The organism is Nostoc sp. 'Peltigera membranacea cyanobiont' 210A (assembly GCF_002246015.1).
Lineage (GTDB): Bacteria > Cyanobacteriota > Cyanobacteriia > Cyanobacteriales > Nostocaceae > Nostoc.
Genome location: NZ_NOLJ01000003.1, coordinates 409,896 through 425,162 on the forward strand (window position 1 = coordinate 409,896; position 15,267 = coordinate 425,162).

Sequence of the window (15,267 nt, forward strand, 5' to 3'; positions counted from 1 at the left end):
TTTATCCAACTCATATCCAGAGTAATATTTGCAATCAAAAATTCTAAGTGATATCAATACTTTTCGGTTAAGGGGGAAAGGGTAAGGGTTTGAATTTCCCTTTATCCCTTTGCCCTTAACCTTTACCCAGACCAAAAGAGAGATTGTTGGGTTTATCTGAAAAGTATTGTAAGTGGTATCAGCTATTGTGAGCAAAGGTCAAGCTAATTCAATTGCTTCACTTGTACTGTGTAGAATTAATTATTAGTCATTAGCGATTAACTAATGACTATTTTTAGTTAGCGTTCCTCAATCGGAAGATTGCCAGAATTCACATCTAACTCTTCACGACGCACGGTTTCTTGAGTTTCAACTGTGTCTTGATCGACCACTTTTCTAACTCTGACTTCTTCACGCAAAAATGCTTCTTTGCGAATTTCAGGAGTTTCTTCGTGGATTTCTATGCGAGCAACTTCGCCTTCACGGAAGTCTGCTTCGCGCCCAGAAACAGCCGTACCCGCATCTGCTGGAGTTACACGCTCAATTACAACTCGTTCTCTTTCTACTGGCACTGCAACCCTTGCGGTATCAGTTTCAACACGCTTGCCAATCGTTACTTCTCCAGTTTTTTGGCGTCGTTTGCTGGCAATCAGCCGTTCTTCATACAATCTCAGAGTTTGATGATCTTGCTCATTTAACCCGTATAAAGCAGGCTCATTTTCATAAGTGTAGCTATCACGGGCGTAAGTAGGAGTTGTACCTAATGCTGCTACAGGCGCTCCTAAAGGATCTAATCCTGCTAAAGGGTCTAATGGTGTTGCAGCTTCTACAGGAAGGTTGTTGTAGTCTGTGGGTTGGCGATATACCCCACGTACCCGTTCTTCATAGTCGTAATCAAGGGTTTGACGTTCATCGAACTCAGGCAAATCTTCAGCTTGCTCTCTAGTCAAGCCAATTGTGTAAACGCGATCAATGTTATAGTCGATACGGGCGCGGCCAATTGGTAGTAATACTTTTTTACCAAAAATCCAGAAGCCTAAGTCAACAACTAGATAGCGAAAATGACCTTCTTCATCAACTAAAACATCGCTAACAGTACCAACTTTTTCATCAGTTCCCTGTGTATAGACACCTAGCCCTTTAATGTCATGACCATCAAAACTCTCTTGATAGCTAGGCTCAAAATCTTCTAGTTTGTAAAGAACCATTATGTTTTACCTCAAATATTTTTTTGTCATCTCTTAATAACTAAACTAGACATTTATTTATTTTTGTACATCCTTCTGCCGAATGAATTATTTCCAGGGTTAAATAATCGAAAGTTATAGAGATTTTTGATCGATATGGCTAACTAGAGACATCAAATTGAGCGCATCTCACTTTACTTTTGTAAAGATATGTCTAGCTTTAGTACATGGGATTTACCAGATATATTAAAATCACCACCGCAAGATTTTGGATCTTTAGATATATACAAAATGTAAATTTTTTGAATGTTCAAATTCCCGACTTCTTAGAAGTCGGGAATCTTGTCGTTGAATAGAATAAACACAGGCAGAGATAAAAATTAACTTTGCCTGCATGATTATTTCAAATAAATCTACTAAACAAATTGATGAGCCAGCTAATTAAATAGCTTCAGGTGTGGCGATCGCATTTTATTGCACATCTAAATTACCCGCAGTATCAACATCCAATTCCTCTCGACGAATGGTGCCTTCTGCTTCCACAGTGTCCCGTTCTACTACTTTCTTCACCCGGACTTCTTCACGCACAAATGCTTCTTTATGTATCTCAGGAGTTTCTTCATACACTTCTATGCGTGCTACTTCCCCTTCTTCAAACTTAACTTCATTGGGATTTACAACTTTTCCTGCTTCTGTTGGTGTAACTCGCTCAATCAGAACTCGTTCTTTTTGAACGGGTACTGTAACGCTTACAGTTTCTGTTTCAATATGCTTACCAACCGTTACTTCTCCAGTTTTGATGCGTCGTTTGTTGGCAATTAATCGTTCTTCATAGAGTTTAAAAGTTTGATGAGATTGCTCATTCAACCCATATAAATCTGGATCTTTTTGGTAATTGTATGTATCGCGATCGGAAATCATACCGCTGGTTGGAGAACGAAATACACTACGTACCTTTTCTTCGTAATCATTATTAACGATCGCGTCTTCTGTATGATCGGGTAAACCTTCTATTTGCTGTCTGCTTAACCCGTCAACATAGACGCGTCTTTCTGGATAACTGATCCGGCAAAGACCAATTGGTAGTAAGATTTTCTTGCTAACAAAATCTAAGCTTATATCAATAATTAAATACCGGAAATGACCATCATCATCAACTAAAACGTCAGCAACTGAGCCAACTCTGTCTCCTCCGCCAGTATAAAGATCCAGCGCTTTGAGATCGTCTCCGCCAAAAGTGTCTCGATAATTTTGGTCAAAATGTTCAAGTTTATGAAGAGGCATACGCTGTTCCTAAGTTGTTTATAAGGTTTATTTTCTAGTGTAAAAAATATTGTGCTAAGTATCCTCCTGCTGGCGACTGAGTTCAATGGAGATATTTGAGGATTTATATTATTAGAGGAACACTCAATGAAACAGCCCTGCGTTTTCAGGGGATTGGGAAATCTCGTCTGCGTAAGTCCTAATTAAGAGCCAATACTGAAACAATGGGAGTAGACACTACAGAACCATGCAGATTATGAGTGAACTTCCAAATACTCTTGAAGATGCGATCGCCCAATCTCGTACAGCCGTTCAAGCTGCCCTTGCAGATGGCTGTACTCGCTTACAAGTTGAGTTCCTGTTCCCGGAACTGAAGTTTATGCCAGTAGCGGAACAATTTCTACCGGCATTTACAGATTATGATTCCCGTTTGAAGATTTTCTTTGCTGACGCTGGCGCTGCGGCCCTAGCCCGGCGTGATTGGGCAGATGCACCATTTCAAATTTTGGATATTGGTACGGGTAGGGCTGCTTCTTTGCAGACAAAAATTCAGCCAGAGGATGAAATTTTCTTATTCATCGCCCCCACATCCGTAGAAGTGCCGCAGTTGGAAAAGCTGTGTGAAGTAATAGGCGATCGCCCTTTAGTCTTGTTGAATCCTCGCTTAGAAGATGCTGGAACCGTGGGCATTGGTTATACAGCGAGAAAAATCCGCGAGCGTTTTATAAATACCATTGAATCCGCCTATTACGTGCGCCCCATAGACGATGAAAGTGCCCTATATCGCTGCTACCCAGGACAGTGGGAAGTTTGGCTGGAAACCGACGGCGAATATCAAAGAATTGCCGAATTACCCACAAAACCATCTGGTGATGATTTGGATCTCATTGTTTTAAAAGGACAACCGCAAACAACAACAGACGCGACACCTGCGAGAAAGCCCAATGTGTTTAAGAGTTTGCAACGGTTCATAAAGGCATTGAGTAGTTAGGATAATGCAGAGGTAGCAGAGATAGATTTTATTATCTGCTGCCTCATTTTGAGTTTTTATACATCGCATTGGTTATGCTGAATGGGAAAAATTGAGCAATCTAGATGTGTATCGCGTACACTTTATCAAGGGTGCAACACACGTAGAGCAAATGATATTTTTACAAGTAGTTTAGCAACAAGCTTTTAACTCACAGCATAATCTGTATACTGCCGTATGTAAGGCGGGTGAAACCCAACGACAATATCGTGTTTTGGTACTCCCATCGCCGTAAGTTGCTCACCTACATCCTCTTCTGTACCATTCCACTGAATCCAAATTTTGCCGTTTTTGATATCAAAATGCATCACTGGGCCAAAAACCCTACGTCTATTTTGCCAACCAATATATATCAGTTGGTAATGGTCTTGTTCTACGTCAAAAATTGTTTGAGCTTCAATTTCATTATTAGAGGAGGCGCGTTGAGCATATTCTGTAAGTAATTGCCGAATACACTCTCGATATTTATCTAAATCTGCCATCGGATAATTTCCTCCGTTTCCACATCATAAACTATCAGATTGATTTGACTACGCTGGATAATAGTTTTGATAAATGGTTTATTTAAAAAATCGTTATAAGTGTTTAAAGGCACTGCTAAATACAAAACTCGCTCGGAATCTATCTCTTCTAATGCATATCGATAATTAATAAACTGTCCCACCGCAGTATGAAACTCAGAAATAGTTGAAGTGCCGATGAAACTTTTAACTTCAACCGCTATTATTTGTCCTTCTCTTTCTGCCGCAATAATTCTCTCTGCTCCCAAATCGATGTACATATCGGTAATATTTTCTATGCGAATTAGCAAAGGGTCATGAGTAATTCGCCATCCGTCCTTTTGTAATGCCGATTTCACAACATTGTGAAATTTGTCTCTAGCTGACATAAACTATTTTTTCAGCCTGTATGAGCATTCTAAATATATTTTGCCAAAATTAGGGGAAAAGAAGAGAAGTAAGGAATTTTACTATTACTTCCTTACTTCTATCTTTTTTAATTCGTCTGCAACGGCGCGTTTAAAACTTTCTCGATGCGATCGCGCGTTTCTAATAAGTGCGCTTTGGTATATTCATCCTCAGAATTAACTCCCTTAAGTTTTTCATCAAGCTGTTTGAGTTTATACCAAGCTAAAGTGCGAGCATCTTCTGGAACATTTTCTTTTCGCAATACCATACTAGTCAAAATGTCCAAATACTGACGCTGCAAGCCTCGCCGCAAACTGGCGATCTTTATCGGTTTAGCTTTTGGTTGGATGACTTCCGTCCAAATACCTGATTGTAAAGTGTCAAATAGTTCTGGTAGAGTCAAAGCTTTTCCTTCGGGAGTTTTGAGTTCAATATCCTTGAGACGAGAGAGGCGATCGCCTGAGAGTAAATCTCGCAACACAGAACCCTGCATTAGTAGCACCAAGTCATGAATGGGAAAATCCAAACGACCAACTTGTGGAGAACTACCCCAATGTCGCCAACGGGAAGGTGCTAATTTATTCAGTAATTCTGGTGAAAAATTGAGGGCATCTTCTGCGAATACATATTTTTGTAGCGTTTCTAAAGCTTGGCGTTGTTCTTCAACTGGTACTGGTTCAAATGGTAAACGGTGTTGGGGAACTCCAGAGACTTTCTCGGCAGGTAGCTCGCTGGGGTGAATGCGATAGAAAGATTGTCCTCCGATGTATTTTGTGGTGAAATATATTTGCTGGAAATAGTTACCCAATACTGTACTAAAACGTTCGCTGACATCGCTGTAACTATCACCAGCCATTGGGAAACGCTTATCGAGACGTTCCCACATCACCCGCGAATTATTCAATTGCCACTGAGAATAAAGCAGCACATTACCGCTATTATCCCAAGCATTAGCGGTTGGGTCGAGGTCATATACATCTTCATCTGTGGAATAACTCAACTCTGGCTTGTAGGATTGTGCAGCAATTTCCTCCAAAATTGGCTTTTCTGCTAGAGGAGTTGATGTCTGAATTGTTGTGTAGCCGTATTTAATTGCCCAGTCATCATAAGGCCCCACCATACTAGGAAAATAATCTCCTTGTTTTGTATTTTGAGGGGCGATATTTGGGGGAATATAATCCATGACAGAAGTTGTCAGACCTTTATTTTTGGTAATTTCTGTATTATTCATCTCCTGCGGTGGTAGCAGTGTACTACCACGGAAGTTATGACGTAAACCAAGAGTATGTCCAACTTCGTGAGCGATGATTAAACGTAAATATTGATTAATATATTCTTTTACCTTGTCTGGAGTAGCCATAGTATCAGGCAGCAGAGACATTGCCAGCGAACCAAAGGCAAACTGGTTAGCAGCTTCCATGCCGTAGCATAAATCGTACTCGCCTGCCATTTTCGATAAACGATTCAACAACCCCTCTTGTCCTTGCATCTTCTGGGGTACACCATTGTTTTTCCCATCTAAACCATTGGCGCAAAGTAGACGATTTTGCATCAAAGCTGATAAAGTCGTGCGATTTTCTGTTTGGCTGGGTTGGACGATTTTGCGATATTCACCCTTGAGTGCCCGGATAAAGCTAGCATCTACGAGAATGTCTGCATCCAAAATTTCCCCTGTCAATGGGTTAACGCGAGATGGCCCCATCGCAAAGTAGCCATCGACTGTGTTAATCCAGCGAATCGTGTTGTAACGAATATCTGCCGGGTCCCAGGTAGCATCATCTGGCATTTGGCGGACTTCAATTGCATCCTTGAATCCGGCTTTGAGAAAAGCTTTGTTCCACATGAGAACGCCTTCTTTCATCGCATCGCGGTACTCTAAGGGCACAGCGTTATCAATCCAGAAAACAATCGGTTTTTTGGGGTGAGAAATGACTGCTTTCGGGTCTTGTTTTTCTAAATGCCAGCGATTTATGTAACGGACAAAAGAATCGCCGCGATCGTCGTCTTTGGATAAATCTTGATAAGCGGTGATGAAATAGCCGATGCGATCGTCAGCAAGGCGCGGTCGATAATCTCGATCGGGTAGTTGGGAGAAACTGTAGTGGACGCGCAGAGTAAAGCCACGGTTGTCAGCTAGCGATCCAAAGCCGGCAATTTCATTGTCGCCGTCAACGCTATTAGAGTAATTCAAAATTGACTCGACTTCTAAGTTTTGGGGAAAGGCTTTAGCAGTACCAAAATAGGACTGGCTTGTGCTTTTTGGAATTCCTAAACCTACAGATAATCCAGCTAAGTCTGTGAGTAACAAATCTTCCAAGTCAATGAGAATAGTTTTGCGTTCTGGATGAATGCTTTTAATGGCAATGGTGTAGAGAACAGAGTCACTAAACGATCGCGTCAGCGATCGCACCTGGGGATCTCCCTCACGAGTGCGAAAATTCACATTGCGAATAACAAAGTGTAGTTTATCATCCACCCGTTTGAAATAAAACAAAAAATCTTGCAGAGGCATACCACTGTAAATACCCCGTTCGCCAATACCCGATTCCAGGGTTGCCGTAGCTAGGTAATTTTTATTAAGTTGTTCTGGCTTAATTTCTAGATAAATCTTATTCTTTTCTTTATTACGATAAAGGGTGAACAATCCCCCAGATTTTTGGGTGTTTTTAATTACTTCGTTAAATGGCTCTAAATCATCCTTTGCTGCTGGTTTCGCGGTAGTACTAGGCTTTGTATTTGCTTTCTCTGAGGGGTTTGCAACTTGTAAAAAGGGTTGTTGACCTGCTTGTTTCAGGTTTTTTACTATCCAAATAAACGGTTGAGGCTGTGCGTGTTTATTTTGATTAACTACCCAAACTTGATTTGACGGTAGCCTCTGTTTCTGAGGAATACTAATATTATTTAATGATAAGGCTGAGATTTTCGTTGAAGAAGTTTCTGTCGATAACTGACTATTGGATTTCTCTCCACTTCTGACTGTAACCACATTTTCTCCAACAATATGCTTGGCTGTATCACCATTGTTAACAAACGGTGACTTAGCGCTAGCTGTCGCTATCCCTAAAAATAAACTATGTAACAAAATCATATAAAAGGTTAATCTGTTCATCGCATTCATTACCTGATAACTATCTCTCGTTAATTTTTAACTTTTGCAAAGCCATATAGCCTGCACTCTGGCGATTCTCTTAGCTGCTTTATATTAGGCAACAAACTTTTGACTTAAATTTTAGTTGCCATTTTTCAGCTTTGTTGTGCTGTTTTAGTGTAGGATTTTTCCTAACAATTGCATCTGCCACAAACAGTAAGCATGATTTTTACATCAGACTAGGAAATTTCTGGGATAAAAATTATAACAAATTCGCTAAATCATAGAATTAGTTGATCTGGGAAATAATTTTGAAGTTAACACTTTATTTACATTATGAGAGGAAGCTTAAGGCTACTACACTGAGCGAGAAACCGCCATCTAGAAGCGCCGTTGGCAAATTCATCAGAAGTAACCTGCCGTAAACATCGCCAACTCATGATTTTTTTACTATAGTATTTATTTATACTATTGATTGTTGGCAATGCCAAGCAAACTGGCATAGAAAAGTTTTTAATTCAGGATTATCAAAAACAGTTATTTAAATGTAACAACGGAAACAAAAATGTCAACATATTTATCTCAAGTTTGGCAGCTGCTGAGAAATTATGTGAGGGGTACAAGGTTACAAGAGATGCCAAAGACCACATCCCTAGACACTGAAGCAGTTTTACCTCTAGGAAAAAATATTAAAGAACCAGACAAAAGCGTTAGATTAGCTCAAGATAATTTGCAGGAATATTTATACTCTCCAAGACTGCAAAAAAGCTTAGAAAAATGGACAGTACTAAAGAACGGTTTGACTTCTCAGATAGACGATCGCACATTGGGCACTTTACCCACTGGGTTTTGCTTTAAAGTATGCGATCGCCAGATGCATGAAGAGATTTATAATTTATTGGGCAATGCTGCCCTGAAACCTGAGATAGTCAAGCAACTAATGGAATTGGTTGTGACTGGTCAAAAAATTCGCCCAGAATTGCTTTTTGGGCGGCTAGAAGATTTTTATCGTCGCTGGTGTCAAGGAGAATTTATCGATGGCACACCAGATGATAACCTGCCTCAGAAAACAAAGTTAAAGCTAGCGGCACAAAATATTGCGATCGGGTTGAGACAGGTAGACATATATACAGGGCTGAACGTACTGATTTTATTACTAGAGTTACACCGTTACGCCCAAGGGCAAGATGAACTCAAACAAAAAATCACCTTCTATCCATCTGCCCAACCGGACACAGACAATTTTTTCACATCCCAACTGCTGCGGATTATTAATTATAGCGATGCCCTGGAAATTGGCAACTTTAGCAGTATAGTTGGACAATTTCTCAAAGGCGGCAACTTTAGAGGTGCTTACCTCGGCGATGCCAACCTTACCGGGGCAGATTTTAGCGGTGCTGACCTCAGTCTTGCTTATCTCGGCGATGCCAACTTAACTGGCGTAAACTTCAGCGGTGCCAACCTTAGCGGTGCCAACCTCGGCGATGCCAACCTCAGCGGTGCCAACCTCAGCGGTGTTAACCTCAGCGGTGCCGACCTCAGCAGCACCAACCTCAGTGGTGCTAACCTTAGCTGTGCCAACCTTAGCCGCGCCGACCTCAATCGCGCCGACCTTAGCAATACCAACCTTAGCCGCGCCGACCTTAGCCGCGCCGACCTCAACCGCGCTGACCTTAGCAGCACTAACCTCAGCCATGCTGACCTAAGTAACGCTATCCTTTTCGGTGCAAATCTGAGTGAAGCCAACCTTAATAGCGTCAGCCTTAGCCATGCCGACCTTTGCCGCGCCGACCTCAGTGGTGCTGATTTGAGTCACGCCATCCTCAACGGTACTAACCTTAGTGACACAATTCTTTTCAGTACCAACCTCAGCGATGCTATCCTTGTTGCCGCAGACCTCAGCTATGCCAAACTTAACGGTGCCAAACTTAACAATGCCAGACTTAACGGTGCAATGTTCTTAGGTGCCGACCTTAGCGGTGTAGACCTGAGTCGGGTGATTCTCAACGAAGCTGACCTCAGCGGCGTGATTCTCAACGACGCCGACCTCAGTGGCGCTGACCTCACTGACGCTATCCTGTTTGGCACAGACTTTAGCTATGCCAACCTTAACAGTGCTAACCTCAGTGGCAGTAACCTCAGTGGTGCTATCCTCAACGGCGCGGATCTTAGCCATAGCAACCTCAGTTACGCCATTCTCGGTGGTGCAGACCTTAGCGACGCCAATCTAGAAGAGATGATCTGGGGTAAAAAGCAGCAGTGGGAAGATGTGCGAGGATTAGAAACAGCAGTTAATATACCGGAGGCGTTGAAGGAGGAACTGGGACTGAATTAAGATGAGGCGAGATTTTATCCTAAACTTTAAAGAGCTAATACATTTATGTATAAGTTTTCCCCTAACTAGAAAGCCCCCAGATGAATCCAGGGGCTTGGGTAATTTTGGTTGCGATGCCTACGGCGGGCTACGCCTACGCAATCTGCGGTAAATGCACTCTAAAATACTTAATTAATTACGGTGATTATTGCTGTAGTGAACCCTTGTACCTGCCCACAGCAACTTCTCCCGTAGCGTCTGATAGTAGGAATTGTTCTCGCGCAAAATAATAAATTTAGCCCGACACTCTGCCATCCGTACATCAACACGGTGTCCGGGCCAAATTGAAGTTCCCAAAACCCCATCTGTCCACAGCTTGGTACTCAAATCGTAATCCCCCAAAGGCCAAATACTCACCACAGAACCAGGGGGTAAAACGAGGGGACGACTAGAAAGGCTCATTGCACAAATAGGAGTGACGGTAAGCGCCTCCATACCATCATGCATAATTGGCCCATTAGCAGAAACGGTATAACCTGTGGAACCTGTAGGAGTGGAAATAATCAACCCATCCCCGACGTATTGATCGACTACCTCACCATCGATTTCCATTTCCAGAATTGAGGTGATCATTCGGTCAGCGGAGGCGGGTTTGACACAAAATTCATTCAAAGCCAGGTAATGTTCACTCACTGGTTCCAAATTAGAACCATGACCTTCATACACCGCAGCTTGTAACATCATGCGTCGTTGGATAGCATAGCGATCCTCAAACAGCCGATCCCAAACTTTCTCTGTATCCTGAAACTCTTCCACTGACTCAGTTAAAAACCCCAGATGACCTCCCACATTCACTCCCAGAATTGGGATACCAGCTGGGGCTAAATGTCTGGCACCAGTTAAAACAGTACCATCGCCACCGAGTACCAAAGCGAGATCGATTGGTTGACCCGCCGAAGCCAAAAAGACTGGATAGGGGTTGTCTTTCGGCCCGCTAGGCCCCATCAACACTTGGCAATCGCGACTTTCTAGTTGTTTCGCACAGATTTCTGCCCATTGTTTACTTCGGGCATCCCGCGCTTTATAAGCAATGATTACCTGCTTGAGTTGCACGCACAATTACCACTTCAGGAGATTAAACTGCTCCATATCGACGGTATCGCGGTTGCGATAAATGGCCAGCACGATCGCTAAACCCACCGCCGCCTCGGCTGCGGCCACGGTAATCACAAATACTGTGAAAACCTGACCCTTAATTAATGTTGAGTCGAGGAAGTTGGAAAATGCCATTAAATTCAGATTAACAGCATTGAGCAGTAATTCAATTGACATCAGCACCCGCACAGCGTTGCGGCTGGTAATTAAACCGTAGATGCCAATGCAGAATAAAGCTGCTGCTAGTAATAAAAAGTACTGGAGTTGCATGAATCTGAGTATCCCTCCTGAAAAAACTGGCTTTTATCTGCGATTCAGGTCGCAAATATTACTCTTTTGTTTCGCTGGTTGTTGATACTAGTTCTCTGGGGCGTTCTTGTAAAGTCAAAACAGTTTGCCCCAGTTTGGATGGTGTCAACAGGTCTGGCAAATACTCGCGGCGTGCCAAAATAATTGCTCCTACCATTGCTATCAGCAGCAAAATGGAAGCTAATTCAAAAGGTAGTAAAAAGTCAGTGAAGAAATGTTCTCCAATCAAAACAATAGAACTTTCACCACCCGCCACAGGAGCAGCTGAATACGCCCAAGGAGTAGCCAGCACCATCGTACTTAAAAGACCAAACAATCCTACACTGACTACACCCGTCAGTACTTTCCGCACCCAAGAGTTAGGAAATGCTACAAAATCTTGCCGCTTGTTCACCAACATAATGGCAAACAAAATCAGCACGTTAACCGCCCCTACGTAAATTAGTATTTGTGCAGCTGCAACAAAATCAGCATTTAGCAACAGGTACATTCCCGCTATGCTAATGAACACACCCCCCAGCAAAAAGGCAGAATAGACGATGTTGGAGAACAGCACCACACCAATGGCTGCCCCAATCATCATCACGCCCAGTATGCCAAGTGATACTAACTGTACTCCTTCTGCTAGATTCACTGTTTTTTGTCCTTAGTCAATTGTCACTGGTCATTGGTCATTGGTCATTGGTCATTAGTCATTGGTCATTAGTCATTGGTCAAATAACAATTGGACAAAGGAGAAATGACAATGGACAAATGACAAATGACATTTATTTTTCTGTTTGTTCTACCAAGTCTTCTGGACGCGCACCTGCACGTGGCGCATCTGCGGGCAGTCCATGTGGTTCGAGGACGCCTTTGGGTAGGTAAACTAGTTCGCGCAGTGGTGTCACCATTGGATCGTCTGTTACTTTATACGGCAGACGACCTAGCGCCACGTTGTCATAATTCAATTCATGGCGATCGTAAGTGGCAAGCTCATATTCTTCTGTCATAGATAGACAGTTAGTGGGGCAAAATTCCACACAATTACCACAAAAGATACAAACTCCAAAGTCAATGCTGTAGTGGTTGAGTTTTTTCTTTTTGCTGGCTTTGTCGTATTCCCAATCTACTACAGGTAGGTTAATTGGACAAACGCGAACGCAAACTTCGCAAGCGATGCACTTATCAAATTCAAAGTGAATCCTACCGCGAAACCGTTCGCCAGGAATTAGTTTCTCGTAAGGGTACTGTACAGTAATTGGACGCCGCCGCATGTGGTCGAAGGTGACAGAAAGTCCCTGACCAATGTAACGCGCAGCTTGTACTGTTTCTTTGGCGTAATCACCAACTTGTTTCAGGAACTTTAGCATTTTGTGTCTCTCTCTTTGTAAGCTATCAGCGTTATTTGTCCCTTGTCCTTCGTCCTTGGTCATTAGTCATTTGTACTAATGACTAATGACTAATGACTAATGACTAACCACCAAAAGCGAAGGGAAAGGCTAGTTTCAGGGCGGCGGTTAATAGGAGATTAACCAAACCAACTGGCAACAAAAACTTCCATCCTAAATCTAACAGTTGGTCAATCCGTACCCGTGGCACTGTCCAGCGCAGCAGGATGGCAACAAACACTAGTAAATAGGCTTTGAACACGGTCATCGTGATACCCAAAGCCGCAGTTACTATCTGGAACACGGGATTTAATTCACTGACTCCCACCCAACCAGCGATCAAGTTGAGGGGAATAGGAAAGTCCCAACCGCCCAAGTAGAGAATTGCTACTAGTAGGGAAGAAAGGATCAAGTTAACGTATGAACCCAGGTAGAACAGACCAAATTTCATGCCTGAGTATTCAGTCTGATATCCGGCGACGATTTCTTCTTCCGCTTCGGGTAAGTCAAAGGGTAATCGTTCGCATTCAGCGAGGACGGCTATCCAAAAGATCAGAAAACCAATTGGTTGTCGCCAAATGTTCCAGCCTAAGATGCCGTAGCCAGACTGCTGATTGACAATATCAACGGTGTCGAGGCTATTAGACATCATAGCGATCGCTAACACCGCCAGTGACAAAGGAATTTCATAGCTAATAGATTGCGCTGCTGCCCGCAACCCTCCTAAGAGGGAGTATTTGTTATTAGATGCGTAGCCAGCCATCAATAAACCAATGGGTTGAATGCTTGACAAGGCAATCCACAAGAATACGCCCATGCCCACATTGCTAATTACGATATTCTGTCCAAAGGGCACAATCAGGAACGACAGAAACACCGGAATTACAACAATAATTGGCCCCAGAGTAAACAGCCAGGGGTCAGACTTGGCTGGTACTATATCTTCTTTAAATACCAGCTTCAGACCATCCGCTACAGGCACCAGCAACCCAAAAGGGCCCTGGTATTCTGGGCCAATTCGCTGCTGTGCGGAGGCAGAAATTTTCCGTTCTAGCCAAGTAGCAACTAATACCCCCACTGTTGCCCCAATCAGCATCAGTATCATTGGCAGCGGCATCCAAATCGCTTTGGCTGTTCCTGCTGGTATACCTAAATCCCGGAGGGATTCAATAAAAGTTCCTTGGAGGTCAATTCCTGAATTCATGTTTCCGCTCTTTAAGACATCGAGTCATGGTGAGTTACAACTATTACTTGAATTAATAACTGTAAATTCACCCATTTATAATTTTTGCTGTGATGACGCCCGATTGAAAATTTGTTGCCAATTCCCATGCCTAGTATATCGTTGGATGGTTTGACCACCCTGAAGCGAGATAAGAACTTCTACTTATGGTTGGCATTGAGATTGCTATTGAGGGGACTAGGGACTGGGGACTGGGGACTGGGGACTGGGGACTGGGAGAATAAACAATGCCCAATGCCCAATGCCCAATGCCCCATGCCCCGTACCCCATGCCCAATCCCTAGTTACCGTTGCTCAATGGGGGTATAAGTAACTTCGTGCAGACCGTTGTAAACCTGGGTAGGACGGAAAATCCGGTTTTCTGCTAGTTGTTCTTTCCAGTGGGCTAGCCAACCGGCAACACGAGCGATCGCAAATATTGGCGTAAACAAGTCTGTGGGAATACCCATCTTCCTATACACCAAACCGGAATAAAAGTCAATATTGGGATAAATCCCCTTGCTACCGAGTTTTTCTTCTACCACTCGTTCCATTTCTTGAGCAATGTCATAAAACTTGTCATGCCCAAACTTCTCAAACAATTGCTCTGCTAGTCCTTGTAAAATTATGGCTCGTGGGTCTTTCACTTTATACACACGATGTCCAAACCCCATAATCTTAGATTTACTTTGCAGACAGTCCTCTATGTAGGGACGGACATTTTCTACAGAGCCAATTTTTTCTAACATCTGAATTACTTCTTCATTGGCTCCACCATGCAGAGGGCCACCCAAAGTCCCTACGGCACTAGCAACCACAGCATAAGGATCGGTTAAGGTGGAAGCTGTCACCCTGGCACTGAAAGTGGAAGCATTCATTGTATGCTCGACTTGAAGTATCAAGCAGATATCAAAAATCCGCGCCATGAGAGGATCGGGTTCTCGCTCATCGAGCATGTATAGAAAGTTGGCGGAGTAGTCTAAGTCATCACGGGGACGCACAGGATCATTGCCTTTCCGCATCAGTTGGAACGCCGCCACCATCGTGGGAATGGTTGCTATCAGGCGCACCACCGAATCTCTAATGTAGACAGGATTATGTAAATCGCGGAGCGAATAAAACAAACCTAAAGCAGCAGCAGAGGCTTGTAGGGCATCCATTGGGTGGCCGCTTTCTGGAAAGCATTTCATCATGTCCCGAATGCGGTATTTTATCCGCCGGTGGTAACGAACTTCATGCTCAAATGTTTCCAGTTCTTCCTTGCTTGGCAGTTTACCCCAGATTAAGAGATAAGCAGTTTCTAAGAATGTACTTTTTTCTGCTAGTTCTTCAATCCGAATGCCACGATATTCTAGTATTCCCTTTTGCCCATCAACATAGCTAATACTTGATTGGGCGGCGGGAATGCCTTCTAAACCAGGCTTGTATTCGCACACCATCAT

13 protein-coding genes are annotated in these 15,267 nt (G+C 43.1%); 2 read left to right on the top strand and 11 right to left on the bottom strand.

Translation table 11 applies throughout. The features are described from left to right. Positions 1-278 precede the first annotated feature (278 nt). Both CDG76_RS10890 and CDG76_RS10895 read right to left on the bottom strand, forming a co-directional pair. The gene (locus CDG76_RS10890) at positions 279-1,187 is read right to left on the bottom strand and encodes a DUF2382 domain-containing protein (RefSeq protein ID WP_094349042.1); all 909 of its coding nucleotides are present in this window, start codon (positions 1,185-1,187) and stop codon (positions 279-281) included. Between the two features lie 450 nt (positions 1,188-1,637). Beyond that, entirely contained in the window at positions 1,638-2,450 is an 813-nt protein-coding gene (locus tag CDG76_RS10895) for a DUF2382 domain-containing protein (RefSeq protein ID WP_094349043.1), read from the bottom strand. Between the two features lie 235 nt (positions 2,451-2,685). Here CDG76_RS10895 and CDG76_RS10900 point away from each other — a divergent pair, with 235 nt between their 5' ends. Continuing rightward, positions 2,686-3,420: a DUF1995 family protein gene (locus CDG76_RS10900; protein WP_094349044.1), complete on the top strand. Its 735-nt coding sequence runs from the start codon at positions 2,686-2,688 to the stop codon at positions 3,418-3,420. Positions 3,421-3,605: 185 nt separating this feature from the next. Here CDG76_RS10900 and CDG76_RS10905 read toward each other — a convergent pair whose 3' ends face one another. The 3 genes from CDG76_RS10905 to CDG76_RS10915 form a co-directional block, all read right to left on the bottom strand. Continuing rightward, positions 3,606-3,941, bottom strand: a complete 336-nt coding sequence (locus CDG76_RS10905) for a XisI protein (RefSeq protein WP_094349045.1) — start codon at positions 3,939-3,941, stop codon at positions 3,606-3,608. Further along, a complete protein-coding gene (locus tag CDG76_RS10910; protein WP_094349046.1) occupies positions 3,929-4,348 on the bottom strand; it encodes a XisH family protein in 420 nt (139 codons plus the stop codon). Before CDG76_RS10910 ends, CDG76_RS10905 begins: the two co-directional genes overlap by 13 nt. A gap of 107 nt (positions 4,349-4,455) precedes the next feature. Beyond that, a complete protein-coding gene (locus tag CDG76_RS10915; protein ID WP_094349398.1) occupies positions 4,456-7,476 on the bottom strand; it encodes a zinc-dependent metalloprotease in 3,021 nt (1,006 codons plus the stop codon). Between the two features lie 544 nt (positions 7,477-8,020). Between CDG76_RS10915 and CDG76_RS10920 the strand changes: the two genes are divergently transcribed. Beyond that, on the top strand, positions 8,021-9,790 hold the full coding sequence (locus CDG76_RS10920; RefSeq protein ID WP_094349047.1) for a pentapeptide repeat-containing protein: 1,770 nt from the start codon (positions 8,021-8,023) through the stop codon (positions 9,788-9,790). 171 nt (positions 9,791-9,961) lie between these two features. Here CDG76_RS10920 and CDG76_RS10925 read toward each other — a convergent pair whose 3' ends face one another. The 6 genes from CDG76_RS10925 to CDG76_RS10950 all read right to left on the bottom strand — a co-directional run bounded on the left by CDG76_RS10925 (position 9,962) and on the right by CDG76_RS10950 (position 15,267). Further along, positions 9,962-10,882 (bottom strand): NAD(+) kinase, encoded by a 921-nt coding sequence (locus CDG76_RS10925; RefSeq protein WP_094349048.1) that lies wholly within the window; start codon positions 10,880-10,882, stop codon positions 9,962-9,964. Between the two features lie 6 nt (positions 10,883-10,888). Next, positions 10,889-11,194 (bottom strand): NADH-quinone oxidoreductase subunit NuoK, encoded by a 306-nt coding sequence (gene nuoK, locus CDG76_RS10930; protein ID WP_006199065.1) that lies wholly within the window; start codon positions 11,192-11,194, stop codon positions 10,889-10,891. A gap of 58 nt (positions 11,195-11,252) precedes the next feature. Continuing rightward, the gene (locus tag CDG76_RS10935) at positions 11,253-11,867 is read right to left on the bottom strand and encodes an NADH-quinone oxidoreductase subunit J (protein ID WP_094349049.1); all 615 of its coding nucleotides are present in this window, start codon (positions 11,865-11,867) and stop codon (positions 11,253-11,255) included. Between the two features lie 133 nt (positions 11,868-12,000). Next, complete coding sequence (gene ndhI / locus CDG76_RS10940; RefSeq protein WP_094349399.1) at positions 12,001-12,585, bottom strand: NAD(P)H-quinone oxidoreductase subunit I; 585 nt, start codon at positions 12,583-12,585, stop codon at positions 12,001-12,003. A 103-nt stretch (positions 12,586-12,688) separates the two neighbouring features. After that, positions 12,689-13,807: an NADH-quinone oxidoreductase subunit NuoH gene (gene nuoH / locus CDG76_RS10945; protein ID WP_094349050.1), complete on the bottom strand. Its 1,119-nt coding sequence runs from the start codon at positions 13,805-13,807 to the stop codon at positions 12,689-12,691. 323 nt (positions 13,808-14,130) lie between these two features. Continuing rightward, positions 14,131-15,267 (bottom strand): citrate synthase, encoded by a 1,137-nt coding sequence (locus tag CDG76_RS10950; RefSeq protein ID WP_094349051.1) that lies wholly within the window; start codon positions 15,265-15,267, stop codon positions 14,131-14,133.

Bases quoted from the DNA above. Each gene is read 5' to 3' on its own strand.
- CDG76_RS10905 (WP_094349045.1), bottom strand. From the start codon at position 3,941: ATGGCAGATTTAGATAAATATCGAGAGTGTATTCGGCAATTACTTACA.
- CDG76_RS10910 (WP_094349046.1), bottom strand. From the start codon at position 4,348: ATGTCAGCTAGAGACAAATTTCACAATGTTGTGAAATCGGCATTACAA.
- CDG76_RS10915 (WP_094349398.1), bottom strand. From the start codon at position 7,476: ATGAACAGATTAACCTTTTATATGATTTTGTTACATAGTTTATTTTTA.
- CDG76_RS10890 (WP_094349042.1), bottom strand. From the start codon at position 1,187: ATGGTTCTTTACAAACTAGAAGATTTTGAGCCTAGCTATCAAGAGAGT.
- ndhI (WP_094349399.1), bottom strand. From the start codon at position 12,585: ATGCTAAAGTTCCTGAAACAAGTTGGTGATTACGCCAAAGAAACAGTA.
- nuoH (WP_094349050.1), bottom strand. From the start codon at position 13,807: ATGAATTCAGGAATTGACCTCCAAGGAACTTTTATTGAATCCCTCCGG.
- CDG76_RS10900 (WP_094349044.1), top strand. From the start codon at position 2,686: ATGAGTGAACTTCCAAATACTCTTGAAGATGCGATCGCCCAATCTCGT.
- CDG76_RS10895 (WP_094349043.1), bottom strand. From the start codon at position 2,450: ATGCCTCTTCATAAACTTGAACATTTTGACCAAAATTATCGAGACACT.
- CDG76_RS10920 (WP_094349047.1), top strand. From the start codon at position 8,021: ATGTCAACATATTTATCTCAAGTTTGGCAGCTGCTGAGAAATTATGTG.
- nuoK (WP_006199065.1), bottom strand. From the start codon at position 11,194: ATGCAACTCCAGTACTTTTTATTACTAGCAGCAGCTTTATTCTGCATT.
- CDG76_RS10950 (WP_094349051.1), bottom strand. From the start codon at position 15,267: ATGATGGTGTGCGAATACAAGCCTGGTTTAGAAGGCATTCCCGCCGCC.